At 65.7% G+C, this 21,295-nt stretch carries 19 protein-coding genes; 9 read left to right on the top strand and 10 right to left on the bottom strand.

Annotation, left to right across the window (positions count from 1 at the left end; all coding sequences use genetic code 11):
• The first annotated feature begins 36 nt into the window (after nt 1–36).
• The 3 genes from ISP20_RS13045 to ISP20_RS13035 all read left to right on the top strand — a co-directional run bounded on the left by ISP20_RS13045 (nt 37) and on the right by ISP20_RS13035 (nt 4,318).
• Entirely contained in the window at nt 37–792 is a 756-nt protein-coding gene (locus ISP20_RS13045) for a response regulator transcription factor (protein ID WP_204636517.1), read from the top strand.
• 297 nt (nt 793–1,089) lie between these two features.
• Entirely contained in the window at nt 1,090–2,148 is a 1,059-nt protein-coding gene (locus ISP20_RS13040) for a glycosyltransferase family 4 protein (protein ID WP_204636516.1), read from the top strand.
• A 25-nt stretch (nt 2,149–2,173) separates the two neighbouring features.
• Nucleotides 2,174–4,318: an amylo-alpha-1,6-glucosidase gene (locus ISP20_RS13035; RefSeq protein ID WP_239535784.1), complete on the top strand. Its 2,145-nt coding sequence runs from the start codon at nt 2,174–2,176 to the stop codon at nt 4,316–4,318.
• A 4-nt stretch (nt 4,319–4,322) separates the two neighbouring features.
• Here ISP20_RS13035 and ISP20_RS13030 read toward each other — a convergent pair whose 3' ends face one another.
• Both ISP20_RS13030 and ISP20_RS13025 read right to left on the bottom strand, forming a co-directional pair.
• Entirely contained in the window at nt 4,323–4,550 is a 228-nt protein-coding gene (locus tag ISP20_RS13030) for a hypothetical protein (RefSeq protein ID WP_204636515.1), read from the bottom strand.
• 64 nt (nt 4,551–4,614) lie between these two features.
• Nucleotides 4,615–5,202, bottom strand: coding sequence for a hypothetical protein (locus tag ISP20_RS13025; RefSeq protein WP_204636514.1), 588 nt, complete (start codon nt 5,200–5,202; stop codon nt 4,615–4,617).
• A 117-nt stretch (nt 5,203–5,319) separates the two neighbouring features.
• Between ISP20_RS13025 and ISP20_RS13020 the strand changes: the two genes are divergently transcribed.
• A complete protein-coding gene (locus tag ISP20_RS13020) occupies nt 5,320–6,366 on the top strand; it encodes a DNA topoisomerase IB (RefSeq protein WP_338031000.1) in 1,047 nt (348 codons plus the stop codon).
• A 6-nt stretch (nt 6,367–6,372) separates the two neighbouring features.
• On the opposite strand, the gene ISP20_RS13015 is transcribed toward ISP20_RS13020, so the two are convergent.
• Nucleotides 6,373–7,107 carry a nuclear transport factor 2 family protein gene (locus ISP20_RS13015; RefSeq protein WP_204636512.1) on the bottom strand — a complete coding sequence of 245 codons (735 nt, stop codon included), beginning with the start codon at nt 7,105–7,107 and terminating at the stop codon, nt 6,373–6,375.
• Between the two features lie 192 nt (nt 7,108–7,299).
• Here ISP20_RS13015 and ISP20_RS13010 point away from each other — a divergent pair, with 192 nt between their 5' ends.
• From ISP20_RS13010 to ISP20_RS12990, 5 genes are all read left to right on the top strand, one after another.
• Nucleotides 7,300–8,535: an NnrS family protein gene (locus ISP20_RS13010; RefSeq protein ID WP_204636511.1), complete on the top strand. Its 1,236-nt coding sequence runs from the start codon at nt 7,300–7,302 to the stop codon at nt 8,533–8,535.
• Between the two features lie 23 nt (nt 8,536–8,558).
• Nucleotides 8,559–8,978 carry a group III truncated hemoglobin gene (locus ISP20_RS13005; RefSeq protein ID WP_204636510.1) on the top strand — a complete coding sequence of 140 codons (420 nt, stop codon included), beginning with the start codon at nt 8,559–8,561 and terminating at the stop codon, nt 8,976–8,978.
• Nucleotides 8,979–9,005: 27 nt separating this feature from the next.
• Complete coding sequence (locus ISP20_RS13000; RefSeq protein ID WP_239535782.1) at nt 9,006–10,952, top strand: FTR1 family protein; 1,947 nt, start codon at nt 9,006–9,008, stop codon at nt 10,950–10,952.
• A 110-nt stretch (nt 10,953–11,062) separates the two neighbouring features.
• Nucleotides 11,063–11,659, top strand: a complete 597-nt coding sequence (locus ISP20_RS12995) for a TetR/AcrR family transcriptional regulator (RefSeq protein WP_204636509.1) — start codon at nt 11,063–11,065, stop codon at nt 11,657–11,659.
• 32 nt (nt 11,660–11,691) lie between these two features.
• The gene (locus tag ISP20_RS12990) at nt 11,692–12,414 is read left to right on the top strand and encodes an SDR family oxidoreductase (protein ID WP_204636508.1); all 723 of its coding nucleotides are present in this window, start codon (nt 11,692–11,694) and stop codon (nt 12,412–12,414) included.
• Nucleotides 12,415–12,423: 9 nt separating this feature from the next.
• Here ISP20_RS12990 and ISP20_RS12985 read toward each other — a convergent pair whose 3' ends face one another.
• The 7 genes from ISP20_RS12985 to idi form a co-directional block, all read right to left on the bottom strand.
• Nucleotides 12,424–15,501, bottom strand: a complete 3,078-nt coding sequence (locus tag ISP20_RS12985) for an error-prone DNA polymerase (RefSeq protein ID WP_204636507.1) — start codon at nt 15,499–15,501, stop codon at nt 12,424–12,426.
• Nucleotides 15,498–16,910 (bottom strand): Y-family DNA polymerase, encoded by a 1,413-nt coding sequence (locus tag ISP20_RS12980; RefSeq protein ID WP_204636506.1) that lies wholly within the window; start codon nt 16,908–16,910, stop codon nt 15,498–15,500. The genes ISP20_RS12985 and ISP20_RS12980 overlap by 4 nt, the downstream gene beginning before the upstream one ends.
• Before the next feature lie 6 nt (nt 16,911–16,916).
• On the bottom strand, nt 16,917–17,540 hold the full coding sequence (gene imuA / locus ISP20_RS12975; protein WP_204636505.1) for a translesion DNA synthesis-associated protein ImuA: 624 nt from the start codon (nt 17,538–17,540) through the stop codon (nt 16,917–16,919).
• A 17-nt stretch (nt 17,541–17,557) separates the two neighbouring features.
• Nucleotides 17,558–18,127 (bottom strand): LexA family protein, encoded by a 570-nt coding sequence (locus ISP20_RS12970; protein WP_239535780.1) that lies wholly within the window; start codon nt 18,125–18,127, stop codon nt 17,558–17,560.
• Nucleotides 18,128–18,239: 112 nt separating this feature from the next.
• Nucleotides 18,240–19,346 (bottom strand): glycosyltransferase, encoded by a 1,107-nt coding sequence (locus tag ISP20_RS12965; RefSeq protein ID WP_204636504.1) that lies wholly within the window; start codon nt 19,344–19,346, stop codon nt 18,240–18,242.
• Between the two features lie 3 nt (nt 19,347–19,349).
• Entirely contained in the window at nt 19,350–20,486 is a 1,137-nt protein-coding gene (gene hpnH / locus ISP20_RS12960; protein ID WP_204636503.1) for an adenosyl-hopene transferase HpnH, read from the bottom strand.
• A gap of 121 nt (nt 20,487–20,607) precedes the next feature.
• Nucleotides 20,608–21,216 carry an isopentenyl-diphosphate Delta-isomerase gene (idi, locus tag ISP20_RS12955; protein WP_239535778.1) on the bottom strand — a complete coding sequence of 203 codons (609 nt, stop codon included), beginning with the start codon at nt 21,214–21,216 and terminating at the stop codon, nt 20,608–20,610.
• Between the last annotated feature and the right edge of the window lie 79 nt (nt 21,217–21,295).

Below are 21,295 nucleotides of genomic sequence, written 5' to 3'. Positions count from 1 at the left end.
GGCATTGACCGCATACAGCACAGTGGGGCCAACATCATGCACGCCAAGAAACGTCGATCCGGTTTCGTCATACTCGTGGAAGACAATCGTCAGAACGCACAGGCCACGGGCGAATATCTCGAAAGCCAGGGCTATACCGTCGACTATGCCTATGACGGCATTACCGGTCTGCACCTCGCCTCCTCCAACGACTACGATGCCATCGTGCTCGACGGCATGCTGCCGGGCATGGACGGCCTCGAGGTTTGCCGCCGCCTGCGCGGCGAGCACAAGGTGAGCGCGCCGATCCTGATGCTCACCGGCCGCAACACCCTGGACGACAAGGTGGCGGGCCTGGACACGGGTGCGGACGATTACCTGTGCAAGCCGTTCGACCTGCGCGAACTCGAAGCCCGCCTGCGCACCCTGATCCGGCGCGAGCGCCGCCAGGTCTCGCGCGAGATCCTCACCGTGGGCGACCTGACCTTCGATACGGGCACGCTCAGCGTGAGCCGCGCCGAACAGGAACTCACCCTGTCGCCGATCGGCCTGCGCCTGCTCGCCATCCTGATGCGCGAATCGCCGCGGGTAGTCAGCCGCTCGCGACTGGAGCGCGAGGTGTGGGGTGAATCGCTGCCCGATTCGGATACCTTGCGTTCGCATCTGTACATCCTGCGTCGTGCGATCGACAAGCCGTTCGAGAAGCCGTTGATGCATACCTTGCCCACCGCCGGCTACCGCCTCGCGGATCTCTCGCCCGCCAGCAAACCCGCCACACCGAAGGCGTCCGGCTCGACTCTCGCTACCGCCTGATACACGGAAACGCTGTTCTCGACGGCCGCCGGAATCCGGCGGCCGTTTTTCGTTGCACCACGATGCCGCCACACATGGTTTCCACGCGGGCTCCACCTGGGACAACGCAAAGTGCCGGGAACGGATGCAACAACCGCCCCTCGCGAGCCCCGTGCTTGCGCCGCGCAACCGCCGCCACCGACTGAACGCGCAGCCTGGTGCTCCGACAGTCAGTTCGATCGCCGGGCAAGACCGCAAGGACGCACTGTTTCCACGATGCCGCCATCCCGGCGGCATCCGGACCGAATCGAGGTGGCCGTGCGTATCGCTCAAATTTCTCCCCTGTACGAAGCCGTTCCGCCCAAGCTTTACGGCGGCACCGAACGCATCGTGGCCTATCTCACCGATGCACTGGTCAAACGCGGCCATGAAGTGACGCTGTTTGCCAGCGCCGACGCGCAAACACATGCGCGCCTGTGCGCCACGCGCGCGCAGTCGATACGCCTGGATCCTTCGCCGCTCAAATCCGATCTCGCGGCGCACCTGACCCAGCTGTACGAGGTGAAGCGCCAGCTCGAACGCTTCGACGTGCTGCATTTCCACATCGACCTGCTGCACCTGCCCGCCTTCGAAGCCGTGGCCTCGCATACCATCACCACCCTGCACGGGCGACTGGACCTGACCGACCTGGCCGACGCTTACGCGCGCTGGCCTCAGTATCCGCTGGTCTCGATTTCCCGGCAGCAACGCGCGCCGCTGCCGCATGCCTCGTGGATCGCCACCGTGCCGCACGGCATCCCGGCCGACCTGTATCGCGCGCATCCGCACTCGGGCGACGGCTATCTCGCCTTCCTCGGTCGCATCTCGCCGGAAAAACGTCCTGACCGGGCCATCGCCATCGCGCGACGCGCGGGCATTCCGCTGCGCATCGCCGCCAAGGTGGATGCCGTTGACCAGGCGTATTTCCACGAACATATCGCTCCCCTGCTCGACGATCCGCTGGTGCAGTTCGTGGGCGAGATCAGCGATGCGAACAAGGAGGCTTTCCTCGGCAACGCGCGCGCGCTGCTGTTCCCGATCGACTGGCCCGAGCCGTTCGGCCTGGTGATGATCGAGGCGATGGCCTGCGGCACACCCGTCATCGCATGGAATTGCGGCTCGGTACCGAGCGTCGTCGACGACGGCTTGACTGGCTTCATAGTAAACAGCGAGGACGAAGCCGTCGACGCCGTGATGCGCCTTCCCCGCCTCAACCGCAAGAGCATCCGCAGCGTCTTCGAGCGACGCTTCACGGCCGACGTCATGGCGGCCGCCTATGAGACCGTTTATCGGCAGGTGATGATGCCGCCGGCCGATCTGCGCGCAGTGGGAACATGAAAGCTGCAGGGAATGAGACGAGCGGATGAACAATGATGCGTTTGCACCCAACGAAATTACCGAAAACCTCACCATCGGCGAAACGCGGGCCATGTTCGCGCTCAAGGCGGCGCACAGTTTCGCCGTCAGCGATGCGCGCGGCGACATGCTGGGCGGCGCCGAGGGCATGTTTCGCAACGACACGCGCGTACTCTCGCATTGGATTCTCGAACTGGGCGAGGCACGCCCTTCCCTGCTGAGCGGCACGGTGAGCCACGACAATGTGTTGTTCACCGCCGACCTCACCAACGAACCCTTGCCGCCCACCGGTGGCAAGGCCGCGCCCGCGGGCGTGATCCATGTGCAGCGCAGGCGGCTGCTATGGGACAACCGTTTGTTCGAGCAGGTCCATCTGCACAACTTCGACGACAGCGATCTCACCGTGCTGGTGCGGCTGCGCTTCCACGCCGACTTTCGCGACATCTTCGAAGTGCGCGGCATCGACCGCGAACGGCGTGGCGAGGCGCTGCCCGCCAAGATCGAAGGCGATCATGTACAGCTGGGCTATCGCGGGCTCGACGAGGTCATGCGCCGCACGGTGATCTCCTTCTCCGAGACGCCGAGCCATGTGGCCGCGCAACGCGCCGATTTCGAGCTGGATATTCCACGCCTGGGCAGCAGCTCGCTGTACATCGAAGTGGGCGACGAACACATTCGGCCTTCGCGCGAACGTTACCGCCGCGCCGCCGCCGCGGCGCGCGCCACCATGCGCCAACGCCGCCATCGCGGCGCCAGCCTCAAGAGCAACTCGCGCCTGTTCAACAACTGGCTGGACCGCTCGCGCGCGGATATCGCGCTGCTGGTGGCCGACCTGCCCACCGGCCCCTATCCCTACGCCGGCATCCCCTGGTTTTCCACCCCGTTTGGACGCGACGGCCTGATTACCGCATTGCAGACGCTATGGGTCGACCCCAGCCTCGCACGCGGCGTGCTGGGTTATCTCTCCAGCCGGCAGGCGACGGAAACCTCGGCCTTCCGCGATTCGGCGCCCGGCAAGATCATGCACGAGACGCGCTCTGGCGAAATGGCTTCGCTGGGCGAGGTGCCGTTCGGGCTCTATTACGGCGGCGTCGACAGCACGCCGCTGTTCGTGATGCTGGCCGGCGCCTATGCGCAACGCACCGCCGACTACGCCTTCATCGACACCCTGTGGCCATCGCTCAAGGCCGCCATGGGCTGGATCGAAACCACCTGCGATGCGCACGCCCACGGCTTTCTCGCCTACGCACGCGGCGCCGAGGGCGGCCTGGTGAACCAGGGCTGGAAGGACAGCAACGATTCGGTCTTTCATGCGGACGGGCGCATTCCGCAGGGGCCGATCGCGCTGGTCGAAGTGCAGGGCTATGTGTATGCCGCGCTGCGCGGCATGGCCAAGCTCGCCGAGCATCGCGGCGACAGCGAGCGCGCCTCGCACTGGCGAACGCGCGCCAGCACCATGCGGCATGCGGTGGAGGAGTACTTCTGGGACGAGAACCTGGCGAACTATGCGATCGCCCGCGATGGCGACGACTCGTTGTGCCGCGTGCGCGCCTCCAACGTGGGGCATCTGCTGTATACGGGGCTGCCGCGCAAGAAACGCGCGCAACAGGTCATCCGCCAACTGTCGTCCGCCGCATTCGACGGCGGCTGGGGCATACGCACGCTGGCGAACGCGCAGGCGCGCTACAACCCCATGTCCTATCACGATGGCTCGGTCTGGCCGCATGACGTGGCCATGGGCGCCGCCGGCATGGCGCAATACGGCGAGCGCGCCGACGTGGTGCGCCTGGTCGGCGAAACCTTCGAGGCGGCCACGCACTTCGGCATGCGCCTGCCGGAATTGTTCTGCGGCTTTCCGCGGCGGGCGGGCGAACCGCCCGTGGCCTATCCGGTGGCGTGCATGCCGCAGGCCTGGGCGGCGGGATCGATGTTCATGCTGATGCAGGCCTGCCTGGGCGTGGATATCGATGGGCGCCGCGGCATCGTGCACGTCCGTCGCCCACGGCTGCCACAGGGTATCGACCGGTTGATCGTGCACGGCCTCGAGGTGGGCGGCGCGCAACTGGACGTCGGCTTCGAACGCATCGGCGGGCGCGTAGTGACCTTCCGCGAACGCGGCGCCAACGATGTGCGCATCCAGGTCGAGCAGTGAGTTTTCAGAACAGCGGATAGCTGCCCTGCACGCCGTGCGTGCTCAACATGGCACCGATGCGTGCGGTCAGCCAGTCCTGGTCGGTGGGGTCGCTGCGCTGCATCAGTTCGTCCGCCAGCTCGGCGAAGCGGGGCCAGAATTCCGTGGCCGAGGGGTGCGACTGGAGCAACGAGGACACCTCGATGTCGAGTTCGCCGAGGCTGCGTTCGAGGCGTAGACGGGTACGGTTCATGCGCGAAGCGTAGGCCGGAATTCATCACGGCGGTGTGGGATTTTTGCGAGTTCGGCGTGGTCCGCTAGAGGCCATGGCGCCATGCCAGCGCACCGTCGGGAAACAGGTCGGCAAGCGGCAGCCCCACCGCTTCGCATGCATCCATCACGTAACGCAGCGAGCGTGCCGCCTCCCCGCGCTGCCACTCCGGCGGGACGTTGAAGGCCTCGTACTCGATGGCCTCGAGCATGCGCAGCGACCACTCGTAAAGGCCATCGCCCTGGCTGCCGAACCACTGGCGCAGCCAGTCGCGCAGGCTGTGCAACGCAAACCCTTCCCGCGCCGCCGCATCGTGCAGCAGCGCTGTCACCTCCGGGCAAATGCCCCGAAACCATTCGCTGTAGCCGGCCGCCTCGTCCGGCACCGTCAGCGGTGCGGGCGAGCGTTGCGTGGCATGGCGGACGATGATGTCCCGTTCGATCTGGCGCGCCTGCGCCAGCCGCTCGGTTTCCAGCAGCAGGCCGCGCTCCAGGTCGAACACGTCGAAGAAGCGTCGATGCAAGGTGCGCATGCGCACCAGCGGTTGGCGCGAGTAGCCCACTTTCAACAGGTCCTGCTCGCGCCACGGCAGCATGTAGACGAAGGTACGCCCCTTGCTGAGCGACCTGGGCATGACGAACTCATCCATGCCGCTTATGGTCGCACAGCACTCCCCATGCGGCGGTCACAAAAGGCAATCAAGCGATTCACACGCGCCGTGGAAGCCTCGCGGCATGAGCGGAGATCAGCCGTGAGCCACGCCAAGACCGGACCGGAACGCGACGCCGCGGCCGAAGGGCTGGTCTACGTCAGCGACGACGAGCCCGGCCTGCGACGGCGGCGGCGCGGCAAGGGCTTCGTGTACCTGGATGCGCGCGGCAAGCGCGTGATCCGCAACGCCGTGATCGAGCGCATCCGCCTGCTGGCGATACCGCCCGCCTATGCGGATGTATGGATCTGCGCCAACCCGCGCGGGCATCTGCAGGCCACCGGCCGCGACGCCAAGGGGCGCAAGCAGTATCGCTACCACCCACGCTGGCGACGCGTGCGCGATGGCGGAAAGTTTTCGCACATGGCGGAATTCGGCGCCGCACTGCCGCGCATCCGCCGACGCGTGCGCAACGACCTCACCCTGCCCGGATGGCCGAAGGAAAAAGTCCTGGCCCTGGTCGTGCGCCTGCTCGACGAAACGCTGATCCGCGTGGGCAACGAGGCCTACACCACCGACAACGGCAGCTACGGACTGACCACCTTGCGCTCGCGCCACCTGCGCACGCAGGCGGGCAGCCTGCAACTGAGTTTTCGCGCCAAGAGCGGCCAGCAGAGCGAGGTGAAACTCAGCAACAAGCGGCTGGTCCGCCTGTTGCGGCGCGTGCAGCAACTGCCGGGACAGCGGCTGTTTCAATATCTCGATGAAGACGGCAAGCGCCATGCCGTCGACTCGGGCATGGTCAACGATTATCTACGCGACGCCTCCCAGGGCGATTTCACCGCCAAGGATTTCCGCACCTGGGCCGGCACCGTGCAGGCGGTGGGCCTGCTCGCCGCCACGCCGCTACCCGAGGACGCGGGAGAACGCAGCCAACAGGAAACGATCAACACGGTGGTGCGCGAGGTGGCCACGCTACTGCGCAATACGCCAAAGGTCTGCCGAACCTCGTACATCCACCCCAAGGCTTTCACCGGCTGGAGCAGCGGCGAGTTGCACCGGCTGGTGCCCGCCGCCTGCGTGCAACACTCGCGCAAGCTGGAACAGGCCACGCTGCGCTTCCTGAAACATCGCCCGCGGGGTGCGTGAGCGCGCTCAACCTTCCCTGTTCAGACGCAGGTCGTTGAACTTGCGCCGTTCGATCAGCGCCGTGATCCTGCCATGCGTATCGCGCTGGAATACCAGCAGGTTGCGCTCGTCGTCGCTGCCCATGAACACGTCTTTCGCCACCGGCTGCAGGGTATTGAGCTTGCCGCCCGCCTTGGTGACATAGCCGAGCACGCCGTGATCCACCGATACCGTCCAGGCGCGCTCCGGCGTGTAGCGATAGGTGCCGGCGTAGTCGCTCAATACCAGGCCCGGCACATCGATCTTCGGCGGCGCGGTGGGAATGGTCACATCCTCGAAACCCGCCACCTTCCATTCGCCGGCCTGCTTTACGAAGGTAAGCAGCGCGCGGTAGCGCACGACGAACTTCTGTCCGAAGTAGGATTCGGTTTCGTACTGCTCCACGCTCAGCAAGGCACTGTCGCCATGCAGCCAGGCATGCGGATCGCGCATTTCCATGTTGCCGGTGATGCCGGGCGGAAACGCGCGCAGGCTTTCAATGGTTTCGGCCTTGCTCGCCACGCGGCCAAACTCGTCGATCATCACCGCATCGTCGGTGACCGATTTTTCCCAGATCGCCTTGTCGCCCGTGGGCAAGGCGTCCATCAGTTTCTGCGTGGTTTGCACCAACTCGTCCCGCAACGCGGCCGGCGCCTCGTCGGCATGAAGCGGCAACACAGCCGCTGCGGCAAACAGTCCTAGCACGATCGATCGACGCAACATGAACACCCCTCCCGGCCATGCCGCGAAGCATGCGCCGCGCCGCCATCGCGCACCCGTGCTTGAAGTCACAGCCGGTCCGGCGCACCGCGGCGGTTTGCCGCGCGTGCGGCAATGCGGTCATCGACCGCGGCAGCGGACACGCCCAGAATCGGCGCAGCCCAGCCGCATGTAGCGCAACGCGAAACGCCCGTCATGCCATCCACCTCTTCCGCCGCAGCGACTTCCTCGTCCACCGTGCCGATCCTGCTGGCCGCGCCGCATCGCGCCATGTTTTCCGTCGGCGCGATCCTGTTGGCCGCCGGCATGGCCTGGTGGTTATGGGTGTTGATCGCCGCATGGCGCGGTGGGCCGCTCGCGGCGCAAGCGCTCCCGGTGGGATGGACCCACGGCGTACTGATGCAATACGCCACCCTCGTGCCGTTCGTGATGGGCTTCCTGCTCACCGTCTTTCCTCGTTGGATGAACGTGGAAGCCGTGCCTCGCCATGTCTATGCCGCCGTCTTCGGCTTGATGCTCGGCGGCGGCGCGCTCGTGCTGGCGGCGGCAAGTGGTTGGCCACAGGCGCTGCCCGTCGGTCTGAGTGGCATGTTGCTTGGTTGGCTCATTGCATTGGGAACACTGGGGCATCGCCTGCACCGCCATGGTTACCGCGACGTCTGGGCCAGGTCGGCGTGGTGCGCGCTGGCGCTCGGGGCAATCGGACTGGCCATGGTGTTGTGCGCGAGCCTCGGTGCATCGCTGCTATGGGTACCGGCAGCCAACAAGATCGCCACCTTCGGCCTGCTGTTGCCGATGTACTTCACCGTGGCGCACCGGATGGTGCCGTTCTTTTCCGGCAACGTCATCGCCAACTACCGCGTGGTGCGGCCGATCGGATCCCTGCTGGCGGTCTGGATGCTGAGCCTTGCCCATCTGGGTTTTGACCTGCTCGATGCGGCGAACTGGCGATGGCTGGTGGACACGCCGATGACGGCGCTGCTGTTGTGGCAATGGCTGGCCTGGCAACCCTGGAAGGCGAAACGCCCCGGCTTGCTGCTGGTGTTGTACGTGGCGCTGGCATGGCTGCCGCTGTCGTTCCTGCTGTACACCGTGGACAGCATCCACAGCTACATCACGCATACGAATTCACGCGCGCTGGCGCCACTGCATGCGCTGACCATCGGCTTCTTCAGCTCCATGCTGGTGGCGATGGTGACACGCGTGACGCATGGCCATTCGGGTCGTCCGCTGGCCATGGGTCCGGTTCCCTGGTTCGCCTTTATGGGTATCCAAGGGGTTGCCCTGGTTCGCATTGCCGCTGAATACCTCTCGCAGCCCTGGCCCTGGTATATCGCGGCGGCAGCGTTGTGGCTGCTCTCGCTGGTCCCATGGATCGCGCGCTCGCTATGGATCTATCTCACCCCCCGTCGTGATGGCGCGCCGGGTTGACGCTCCGCTGAAGAGTTCATCGCATGGCACTTTTCCCCGCTGCAAACGAAATCGGCATCGCCACCCTGGTCGACCGCTTCTACGACAAAGTGCGCGCGGACGCGGAGCTGGGTCCAGTGTTCGACACGGCCATCCATGACTGGACGACGCACAAGGTGTTGTTGCGCGATTTCTGGTCCTCGCTGGTGTTGCGCTCGGGCCGATACAAAGGCAACCCGATGGGCGTGCACCGTGCGTTACCTGCGTTCCCGCCGAGCCTGTTTCATCGCTGGCTGGCGCTGTGGCGGGAAACCACCCGCGAAGTCTTCGACGCGCCCGTGGCCGAACTCTTCATCGGTACCGCCGAGCGGGTGGCGCAAGGGCTCAGCCTGGGGATGGGCCTGGGACGGCTGTCGCTCGAACACCCGTCGCGCGTGCTCGGTCCGCTGCACATCGTGTCGTGAGGGCAATGATGGGAGTACACTTCACAGATGAGAATCAATCGCATTTGTGAAGCCTGGCGCGCACTCCCGCTGCTGATCCTCCTGCTGGGCCTGGCCTCGCTGCCAGCCCATGCGCAGACGGACGCCAACGATCCCGCGGCCAGCGTGCCAAAGACCTGGCAGATGCTCGATTACCTCGCCGCGGACTATGCGGGCGCAGTGAAAAATGGCGAGGTGACAAGCGCGTCGGAATACGACGAGATGCGCGAATTCGCCCGCCATGCGCGCGATCGCGTGGCGGCGCTGCCGCCTGCCGCGGCCACGCCGGTGCTGCGCGAACAGGCTGACCGGTTGATCCAGTTGATCGACGCCAAGGCACCGGCGTCCGACGTAGCGCGCCAGGCGCATGCGCTGACCGATACGCTGCTGCAGGCCTATCCGATTCCCACCGCGCCCACCGAGGCGCCGAATCTCGCCCGCGGCGCCGCCGTCTACCAGATGCAGTGCGCCGTCTGCCACGGCACCACCGGTCATGGCGATGGCCCCGCGGGACTTCAGCTGTCGCCGCGGCCGATCGACTTCACCGATGCCTCGCGGGCCGACCAGCGCAGCGCGCTGTCGCTCTACGAAGTCATCAGCCAGGGCGTTGCCGGCACGCCCATGGCGAGTTATGCGCAGACGCTTTCCACCGACGATCGCTGGTCGCTCGCCTTTTACGTCGGCACCCTCGCCTATCCCGACGCGATGACAAACGGCGAGCAGGCCTGGCGCACCGATCAACGCGCCCGTGGCGCCATCGCCTCGCCCAGTGAATTGGCGCGTGCACGCGTCGCCGGTCTCGCCGAGGTGATCGGGACGGCCCAGGCACGCCTTGTCGTGGGCTATCTGCGCGCGCATCCCGAGGCGGTGCACGAAGCGCTGACCGGCCTTTCGCTGGCGCGCACGCGTGTCGCCGACAGCGTGGAGGCCTATCGCAAAGGCAAGTCGGAAGAGGCGCGGGAGCTGGCGCTCTCGGCCTATCTCGACGGCGTCGAACCGGTGGAAGCCCGGCTCGATGCGCGCGACGCGGCACTGCGCGCCCGCATCGAAACCGCCATGGGCGCCTATCGCACGTCGCTGTCGCTGCCCGCGGCAAACGATGCGGTGCCCACCCAGGCGCACGAAGTGGATGCGCTGCTCGCCCAGGCGCAGGCGCTGCTGACGGCAAGCGCAGCGAATCCGATGACCACGTTCGTCGGCGCGCTCACCATCCTGGTACGCGAAGGCCTGGAAGCGCTGTTGGTCGTGGTGGCGCTGCTGGCCTTCCTGCGCAAGGCGGATCGGCACGACGCCACGCGCTATGTGCATGCCGGCTGGTTGCTGGCGCTGCTGGCGGGCGCGGCCACCTGGGCGGTGGCCAGTTACGCCATCTCGATCAGCGGCGCCAGTCGCGAACTGACCGAAGGGCTTTCCTCGCTGTTTGCCGCCGCCGTGCTGCTGGCGGTCGGGTTGTGGATGCACCAGAAGAGCATCGGTGGCCGCTGGCAGTCCTATCTGAAGGCGAAGATGGCCACGGCGCTGGACCGGCGCTCGGCATGGTTCGTGTTCGGCCTCACCTTCATCTCGGTCTATCGCGAGGTGTTCGAGACCATCCTGTTCTACACCGCGTTGTGGAACGAGGGCCAGGGACAGTGGTTGCTCGCGGGCATCGTGGTGGGCGCCATCATCCTCGGTTTCATCGCCTGGGTACTGCTGCGCACCAGCCAGCGCCTGCCGCTGGGCCTGTTCTTCTCGATCAGCTCGCTGGTGATCGCGCTACTGGCGATCGTGCTTACCGGCAAGGGCGTGGCAGCACTGCAGGAAGCGGGATGGACGGCGGTGACCGTGGCGCCGGTGCCGTCCATCGACCTGCTGGGCATCTATCCCACCTGGCAGTCGCTGCTGGCGCAGTTGGCGGTGGCGCTGATGCTGGCCATCGGCTTCACGTACAACCGCTGGCGAGCCAAGGCCGCCTGACCCTTTCACCCTGCGGACGGGGCGTTCCACCGCCTCACGTTCGATGGCACTTGAATTCTGTAACGGTCGATACATAATATTGTTCCGACCGTTACAAAACGAGATACGCCATGGCACGGCCACGCGAATTCGACGAACAGAAAACCCTCCAAGCCGTTGCCGAGGCATTCTGGACGCGTGGCTACGAGGCCACCTCCACGCGCGACCTGGCGCAGCGCACCGGCTTGACGGTGACCAGCCTGTACAACGCGTTCGGCGACAAGCAGGCATTGTTCCAGCGGGCCTTGCAGCATTACCTGGACGCAACGCTGCGGGAGCGCATCGATCGCCTGGAACAAACATTGGCACCCAGCGAGGCTGTCGCCGCGTTCTTCAACGAAGTCATCGAACGTTCGCTATCCGATAGGCAACAGCGCGGCTGTTTTCTGGTGAACTCGGCGCTGGAAGCAACGCCCGACGCGCCTGAGCTGCGCGCCGCCATTGCAACCGAAATCGACGCCATCCGCGCCTTTTTCCGTCGCTGCCTGTTGGCCGGCCGTCGCACTGGCGAGGTGCCGTCAACCGTTTCCGCCGCGGACGCCTCCGCGCATCTATTGGCTGTCCTGCTCGGCCTTCGCGTGATGGCTCGCATCAATGCCGACCGCGCCAGCATGACCGCTGCCGTGGCTACGGCGCTGAAAGCTGCCGGCATCTCGAAACATCGCTGAAGAAATCCCCCCCCAATCGCTGGAGCCCCCTCATGTCATCCCGCACTTTTCTCGTCACCGGCGCCACCAAAGGTATCGGCCGCGCCATTTCCCATCGTCTCGCCAAGGCAGGACACCACGTCGTGGGCCTGGCGCGAAACGTCGACGAGCCGGATTTCCCTGGGACTTTGGTCTCGGTCGATCTCGGCGATCGCGAGGCCACCGACAAGGCGCTGAAAGCGCTGGTCGAGCGATACTCCTTCGACGGCGTGGTCAACAACGTCGGCTATGTGCGCGTGGCGCCGATTGGCGAGGTGGACCTGGACGACCTCGACGACGTGCTTCGCATCAACCTCGTACCCACCGTCCAGGCCGTGCAGGCGTTGCTGCCGCAGATGCGCGCGAAGGGTTGGGGGCGCGTGGTAAACATCACCAGCCTGGTCGCGCTGGGTTACGCGCAGCGCACGTCCTACGCCGCCGCCAAGGCTGCGGTGAACAGTTTCACCCGCACCTGGGGGCTGGAACTCGCCGAAAGCGGCATCACGGTGAATGCGGTGGCGCCAGGTCCGACGGAAACGGAGCTGTTCCGCGCAAACACGCCTGAAGGCAGCGAGGCCGAGCAACGCTTCCTCGCCGTGGTTCCCATGAAGCGCCTGGGCAAGCCGGACGAACTGGCGGCGACGGTGGAGTTCCTGCTGTCCGATGGCGCCAGCTACATCACCGGGCAGACACTCTATGTCGACGGCGGCGCATCGATCGGTCGCGCTGCCGCCTGACGGCACCCCTCAGTGGAAATCGCGCGAACGGCTGTCGAGCGACCCCAGCAGCTCGCTCATGTCGATCAGCCGATGCGCGATGAGATGGCTCACGCCATCGGCGTGTTCCCAGCGGCCGTCCACGCCCAGCAGGCGCGATTCGAGGAAGATGCGCCGCTGGCGCTCGGCCACATGGCTCCACACCACCACGTTGATCGGTCCGAACTCGTCTTCGAGGGTGATGAAGGTGACGCCGCTGGCGGTTTGCGGCCGCTGGCGCTGCGTGACCAATCCGGCAGCGCGCACCCGGCTGGCATGCGGGCGATGCTGCAGGCTTCTCGAATCCAGGCAGCTCGCGGCACGCAGGCGCGCACGAATCTGTTGCACGGGATGCGGCCCCAGGCTGAGTCCCGTGCGGGCGTAATCGGCCAGCGTGTTTTCGCCTTGCGAAGGCGGCGGCAAGACCACCTCCTCTTCCACCGGGCTGGTGTTGCCGAACAGCGGCAACTGCGCCTCGATACCGGCCATGGCCCAGCGTGCGCGATGGCGGTGTCCGGCCAGTCCACGCAAGGCATCGGCTTCGGCCAGGGCTTCCTGCTGATGCTTGTTGAGTCCGGCGCGCGCGCACAGGTCGGCCACGTCATCGAAAGGTCGCTGCGCACGCGCCGCCATCAGTTGCAGCATCACCTCCTCGCGGCAACCGCGCACCTGCCGGAAGCCCAGCCTCAGTGCATAGCCGCCGTTTGATGAAGGGTCCGCTTCGAGCGTGTTGTCCCAATCGCTGTAGCGCACGTCCACCGGCCGCGCCTTGATGCCATGGCGTTGCGTGTCCTGCACCAGCTGGCTGGGCCCGTAGAAACCCATCGGCTGGGCGTTGAGCAGCGCGCACATGAACGCCGCGCGGTAATGGCGCTTGAGCCAGCAGCTCGCATACACCAGCAAGGCGAAACTGGCCGCATGGCTTTCGGGAAAACCGTAGGAGCCGAAGCCCTTGATCTGCTCGAACAGGCGCGCGGCGAACTCCTGCGTGAAACCGTTCTTCAACATGCCGGCCATCAGCTTCTGGCGATGGATCTCCATGTCGCCATTGCGCCGCCATGCGGCCATGGAACGGCGCAATTGATCGGCCTCGCCCGGCGAGTATTCGGCCGCCACGATCGCCAGCTTCATCACCTGTTCCTGGAACAGCGGCACGCCGAGCGTGCGCTCGAACACATCCTTGAGCGCTTCGGACGGATAGGTGACCGGCTCCTCGCCACGCTTGCGGCGCAGATACGGATGCACCATGTCGCCCTGGATGGGCCCGGGCCGCACGATCGCCACCTGGATCACCAGGTCGTAGAAATTCTCCGGCCGATGCCGCGGCAGCATGGCCATCTGCGCGCGCGATTCGATCTGGAACACGCCGATGGTGTCGGCTGCGCGGATCAACTCGTAGGTTTGCTCATCCTCCTTCGGCATCGAGGCCAGCGTTTCCACGCGGCCATGATGCGTCTCCAACAGCTTGAGGCATTTGCGGATGCAGGTGAGCATGCCCAGCGCCAGGCAATCGACCTTGAGCAGCCGCATGGTGTCCAGATCGTCCTTGTCCCACTGGATGATGGTGCGATCGGGCATCGAGGCGTTTTCCACCGGCACCAGATGCGACAGCGGCTGATCGGAAATGACGAAGCCGCCCACGTGCTGGGAAAGATGGCGCGGGAAATCCATCAGCTCGTAGGTCAGCGCGATCACGCGTTTCAGCAGCGGACTGTCCGGATCGAAGCCGCGCTCCCGCAGACGGCCATCCAGCGGGTCGTCGCCGTCATTCCAGGAGAAGGTGCGCGACAGCAGGTCGATCTGGTCCGACGGCAGCCCCAGCACACGCGCCACATCGCGCACGGCGCTGCGGCCGCGATAACAGATCACCGTCGCGGCCAGCGCGGCGCGCTCACGGCCGTATTTCTGGTAGATGTGCTGGATCACTTCTTCGCGCCGCTCGTGCTCGAAGTCGATGTCGATGTCCGGCGGCTCGTCGCGCTCGGCCGAGATGAAACGCTCGACCAGCAGCGTGGTGGTGGCCGGATCCACCGCCGTCACGCCCAGTGCGTAGCAGACGGCCGAATTCGCCGCCGAGCCGCGCCCCTGGCAAAGGATCTGCTTGCTTCGCGCGAAGGCCACGATCTCCTGCACGGTGAGGAAGTACGACTCGTACTTCAGCTGCTCGACCAGTGCCAGCTCGTATTCGATCTGCTCCCTCACCTTGCGCGGCTCACCTTGCGGCCAGCGCCAGCGCACGCCCTCTTCCGTCAACTGCCGCAGCCATGTGGTGGGCGTATGACCTTCGGGTACCAGCTCGGCGGGATAGCGGTATTTCAGATCCGTCATCACGAAATGGCAGCGCTCGGCGATGCGCACGCTTTCTTCCATCAATGGATCGGGATAGATCGCCGACAGCGCCTCGCGCGTGCGCAGGTGCCGCTCGCCATTGGGAAACAACAGGTCGCCCGCGTCGGCCACGGTGCGGTGGTAGCGGATCGCCGTCATCACGTCCTGCAGGGCGCGACGGCGGCGCACGTGCATATGCACATCGCCGGCAGCGACCATCGGCAGCTCCAGCGCCGCAGCCAACGCCTGCAGGTCGGCAAAACGGCGGGCATCGTCAGGGCCGCGATGCAACTCCACCGCCAGCCACAGGCGTTCGGCAAACAGGGTTTTCAACCATGTGCCATGCGCAGGATTCAACTCGGCCTGCGGCAGCCACAGCGCCAGCGTGCCGGGCAGGCCATCGGCGAAATCCTCGCGCGTCACGCGATACGTGCCCTTCTCCGCCACGCGGCGGCCACGGGTAATGAGCGCACACAGCGAGGTGTAACCGAGCAGGTTCTCGCACAGCAGCACCAACTTCGGGCCGTGCTCGAGCTGGAATTCCGCGCCCACGATCAACTTCAAGCCTGTGTCGCGCGAAGCCTCGTAGGCACGCACGATACCGGCCAGCGAACATTCGTCGGTGACCGCCAGCGCGCGATAGCCGCATTCCTTCGCCCGCTCGAACAATTCGCGCGCACTCGACGCGCCACGCTGGAACGAGAAGTTCGACAGGCAATGCAGCTCGGCGTAATCGCTCATGCGAACCACCCATGCAACATCCAGTTACCCTGCTCGCCCGGCGCGCAGAACACCCACGCGCACTGCCCTTGCGAGGTGCGCACCACGTAGTAGTCGCGCCGGATATCGCCGCCATCCCACCAGCCGGTTTCGATGCGCTCGGGACCGGCGAGCACCTCGGGCAGCGGTCCGCGCAGGGGGCGCGGCGTGTCCAGCAGCCAGGTGGGGCGCGGCAGGGTTTCGGGCAGGGTTGCCGCTTTCACATGCGATGCATCCGATTGCGCCTTTTCCGGGCGCGGATCGACCGTGCGATGCAGCTGCTGGATCGCCTGCTCGCCCAGGCGCGCGCGCAAGCGTTCGCGCAATTGCTCCAGCGGCACGGCATTCACCGGGCGCGTATCGAACAGATCGCGGCCCGCCGGCACGAACGGCGGCAGCTCGCTTGCCACCAGGCGCATGGCCAGCACCGGTTGCGGCAACTCAAGACGTTCGAACCGTCCGCGCGCGCAGTCGAACAACAGGCTGGCATCGCGAGCCGCGGTCAACATGCCCACCGTCACGCGCGTCGGCGCACCGCTGCTGTGTTCCAGCTCCAGCTCGAAACGCTGCACGCCGCCATCGCGACCGGCGAGATACGCCGCCAGGTCGCTAGTAAGACGGCGCAACGGAAACACCAGCGCTTCGACGTGTTCGATCTCATGCGTCCACTCCATACGCTGCTCGAACGCATCGGGCGGACGGTAACTGTCGATCGGCGTGGGTTCGTCGCCGGTGAGGCGATCGAGTTGCGCCACCAGCTCTCCGCCGAAACGGCGCTGCAGGCCGGCGCGCGGCAATTTGAACGCCTGTCCCAGCGTGCGTATGCCCATCGATGGCAGACCCTGCGCCGCATCCAGCGGCAGGCGTGCCCGCGCAATCGGCACGGGCGACAGCGCTTCGCGCAGCAGCTCCGGCGACATCACCGCAAGACCATCGTGCATGCCGGCCAGCACATAGGCCGCGTGCGGCGTCGGCGCAAGCGCGATACGGTGGCGGAAACCGAGTTCCCTCAGGTCGTCGCGCAACAGCGATTCAAAGCGCGGCCACGGCCCGAACAGGTTGAGACTGCGGCTGACCTCCAGCACCACGGCATGTGCATACAAGCCGACCTCGGCGCTGTAGCGATACGCCCATGCGGCCAGCAGGCGATGCCAGCGCGCCTCGTCTTCCGCGTCGTGCTCGACCATCGCGAACTGCTGCAGCAAGGCCTGCGCAGCGACCAACTTCTGCCCGCGATAAATGCCTGTTGCACGCGCCGACGCATTGGCCGCATGCACGATGCGCGCCTGCGCGGGGCCACTCACCAGCACCAGCGGCTCGTCCGATGGCGGCCGTCGCCGGAGGACACCGTCCAGCGCCAGTTGCGGCAGCAGAATGCAGGCCCAGAGCATGATGCTTTACGACCAGCCGGAAACGAGTGGTACCGCGCTCACCGGCGGATTGCCGCCACGGCATTTGCGCACGCGCACCTGCCACGTGGGAGTGCTTTCCAGCTCCAGCCGCAAGGCTGCCGGCGACGCCTGCACGGCATGGCGGCGATCGCGGAACACGAATGCCAGCGCCTTGCCGGTATCGGCGGCCACCTGCAATCGGCGCAAGGCACGATCGTCGGCATGCGCGGGCCACGCCAGCACGGCCGCGCAACTGGCCGAGCGCAGGCATTGTTCGGCGGCCCAGAGCACGTCGCGTTCGTCCGCGCGCACGATATCCACTTGCGACATCACCACGCCGCGCGCTTCCCAGCCCGCCACATACGGCACGTACGGCGGCGAGATCACCATCACCGGACGTCCTTCGCGGGTGAGCCGCGCCAGCGTGGGCAACAGCAACTGCAGCTCGCCCACGCCATCGGCGGGCAGCAGGATTTCGGTCATTGCATGCTCGGGCCAGCCGCCGCTGGGCAGTGCCGAATCCAGCGTGGGCCAGCCGGTCGGCTGGCTGCCCGACGGTTGCGGCGCGGCACGCCCCTGCCAGACCTGGCGGCTGTGCAAGAGCGAATCGAGTGCAACGAGCTGGCCCATGGGCGCATGGCTCCGATTCAGCGCAACGTGCGCAGGCAGCGCGTGACCACGCCCCACACGCTGAGCGTCTCGCCCTCGCGGAACACGATGGGCTTGAAGTGCGCGTTCTCCGGCAGCAGCGCGATATGGCCATCCACCTTGCCCAGCCGCTTGATGGTCAGTTCGTTGTTGACCACCGCCACCACGATGTCGCCCTGGCGCGAAGTGAGCGCGCGATCCACCAGCACTTCGTCGCCGTCGAAGATGCCGGCGCCGATCATCGACCAACCCGACACGCGGATGATGAAGGTGCTCGGCTCATGCCCACGCAGCACGAGATGCTCGTTGAGGTCGACCACTTCGTCCACGTCGTCGTCCGCCACCGAGGGCACGCCCGCCGGCACGCGGCTGAGAAAGGCCGTCAAGGCGACCGTCGACGGCTCCAGCGACACGGGACGCGGCGCCTCCAGCGTGGCCGGGCTGCGATAGGCCTCCAGATAAGCCAATACGCCCGGCACCTGGCTGTCAGGGACGCGAATACGCTGACTGGGTTCACCGGCGGGACGACCGGCTCCCGGGCGGCGTCCACCGTGGTCGGAAGGAGGCATGAGGCGACTTGATTAGTGGGCCGACAATCAAGATAGCACGTTGGCATTCTCACCGAGCGAGATTCAGGGCCCCGGCAGGAGGAAAACTCAAACGATTGAATCAAAAGGCGATTCAGCCACCCACCCGGTACACCCGCCCCTTCCATTGGGAGCGCTCGCCGCGCCAGTAACGCAGCGCCGAACTCCAGGTCATGCCCAGGTACAGGGCTGCGCCCAGCGGCAGCAGCAGCGCCCACCAGCCGGACATGCGGTAGTACCTGAGCATGGGCAGATAGCCCAGCATCATGGCGATCAACGCCAGCCATGCCCATGGCCACACCTGCGGCACGCCCAGCAATACCAGCGGGGCGCCATAGGCGAGCAGGAACAACGCCGTCACCAGCAGCAGCACGGCGCTCGAATAACCCAGCTGGGTGAAGGCCGAGCGCGCCACCATGCGATGGATGGCGTCGAAGCTGCCGTAGGGCCGCAGGCTCACCACGTCGCGACTCAAGCCAATCCAGCTGCGGCCACCGGCGCGTTTCACCTGGCGGGCCAGTGCGCAGTCATCGATCAACGCATCGCGCAGGCTGGCGAAAGCGCCGATGCGTTCGAGCATATCCGTGTCCACCAGGATGCAACCACCCGCGCCCGCCGCCACCAGCTTCGAGCGCGAGTTCGAAACCGCAAACGGATAAAGCAGCTTGAAGTAGTAGACGAACGCGGGCAGCAACAGGCGATCCCAGAAACTGGTACGGCGCAGGTCCGCCATGATCGACACGAATTGACGCTGCTCGCGCTGCTTGTGCTGCAACAACCTCGACAGCATGCCGGGGCGCAGTTCGATATCCGCATCCAGCAACAAGGTCAGTGGCGTACGCACGTGTCGCCTGCCCTGCTCCAGCGCCCACAACTTGCCCGCCCATCCCTCCGGCAAGGGCGCACCGGCAATCACCCGCACGTTCGGATAGGAACTGGCCACATTGGCCGTGCTGTCGTTCGATTGATCGTCGATCACGATCACCTGAAGCCCGGCCCCCTGCTGCTGCAAGGCACGCAGCGTCGTGCCGATCACATCCGCCTCGTTGCGCGCGGGAATCAACACGGTGATGTCGTCGAAGGGAACCCCGATCAACGGATCGGCTTCGAGATGCTCGCGCGTGCTCCACGGCCGCCAGGGCACCAGCAGCAACCCCAGCCACATCACGGCGGGGGCGATGGCGCAAACGAGCAGCCACATCGGTCAGTGGCCCGCGTCCGCTCCCGGACTCCTGCGCTGGATCGCGCTGATGGGAATATGGATGGCCGTGGCGTCGGCGCGGTCGCCGTACAGCACCGGCAGATCCGGCGCCATCGCGCCATCGATGCGCGGACCGAAGGTGGCCACCCGCGCCGCCTTCAGCGGATGGGCGAAGGTGTCGTCCACCGCGGTGCCTTCGAAGCCGCAGTGCGCCATGCAGTTGTCGCACTTGGGATTGATGCCGACGCCGTATTTGTCCCACGCCGTCTCTTCCATCAGCTCCTTGTACGAACTGGCGTAGCCCTCGTCGACCAGCAGATAGCACGGCCGCTGCCAGCCGAAGATGTTGTAGGTGGGATTGGACCACGGCGTGCACTGGTAACTCTGGTTGCCCGCGATGAAATCCAGGAACATCGACGACTGGTTGAATACCCACTTGCTCTTGCGCTCGCGGCCGATGCGGAACACATCGCGGAACAGCTGCTTGCTTTCGGTGCGGCCGAGGAACACATCCTGGCGCGGCGCATGCTGGTAGCTGTAGCCCGGCGACACCGTGATGCCCTCGATGCCCAGCGACATGGCGAAATCGAAAAACTCTGCGATCTCTGCGGGCTGCTCGTTGTTGAACAGCGTGCAGTTGATGGTGACGCGGAAACCGCGCGACAACGCCAGCTTGATCGCTGCCACGGCCTTGTCGAACACGCCTTCCATGCACACCGATTGATCGTGCCGCTCCTGCAGGCCGTCCAGATGGACCGACCAGGTGAAGTACGGCGAAGGCGTGTACTCGTCGATATGCTTGGTCAGCAGCAGCGCGTTGGTGCACAGGTAGATGAACTTCTCGCGCGCGATCAGGCCCTGCACGATCTGCGGCATCTCCTTGTGGATCAGCGGCTCGCCACCGGGAATCGACACCACCGGCGCGCCGCACTCGTCCACCGCCCGCAGCGCATCTTCCACGCTCATGCGTTTCTGCAGGATCTCTTTCGGATGATCGATCTTGCCGCAACCGGCACAGGCGAGATTGCACTGGAACAACGGCTCCAACATCATCGCCAGCGGGTAGCGCTTCTGCCCGCTGACTTTCTTGCCGATGATGTAGCGCGCGATCTTGGTTTGTTGAATAAGAGGAATGCCCAACGGAATCTCCTCATCGCTGACCGATGGATCTTGCTGCGGCGCGCTTCACGAGACAGGCGCCAGGGTTCCAGTCGTTTTCATCGTCGCCACCGAGTATAGCCACGCGGCGACATCGTGGTGTTCAGGACGCCAGGCTGGCCGGCGGCGCAAATACATGCGCATGTTCGCGTCGCAATCGGTCCCATTCGATCTTGAACCAGGGCGTGAAACGTTCGGGATGCGCGGCGATTTCGCGATCGAGGTCGTCCGGCGCGACGTAACGCAGCGCGGCGATCTCAAGCACATTGGCGACCGGCGCCGCCTCCGTACGACCGGCATACACCCAGCAAAGTTCATGTTCGGCGCCTTCGTCGTCGAACTGCGCCTGATACTGGAACTTGAACTGGAACTGGAATTCGCACTGCATGCCGAGCTCTTCGGCCAGACGGCGATGAATGGCCGTCTCCATCGTCTCGCCGCGCCGCGGATGGCTGCAGCAGGTGTTGGACCAGTAACCCGGCCACAGGCGCTTGCCCTCGGCGCGCTGCTGCAGCAGCAGCTCGCCATCGGTGTTGAACACGAACAAGGAGAATGCCCGGTGCAGGATGCCTTGCCCGTGATGCGCGGAGGCCTTGTCGAGAAAGCCGGTTTCGCGGTCGTGTTCATCGACCAGCACCAGCGGTTCATCCTGGAACGACACCACGCTCTTCGTCCAGGCTGCTTCGTTGTCATCCCACTCGCGACTAGCCAAGGTTCGAACCTCTCTACTTCCGGCGGACGGCGGCGTTACACGCCTTGTCATCACATCTTCGTCACATATGGCGCGACGC

The organism is Dyella kyungheensis, from assembly GCF_016905005.1.
Classification (GTDB): domain Bacteria; phylum Pseudomonadota; class Gammaproteobacteria; order Xanthomonadales; family Rhodanobacteraceae; genus Dyella; species Dyella kyungheensis.
Note: the sequence above shows the minus strand (reverse complement) of the source record. Positions and strands in the feature narration are given on the sequence as shown.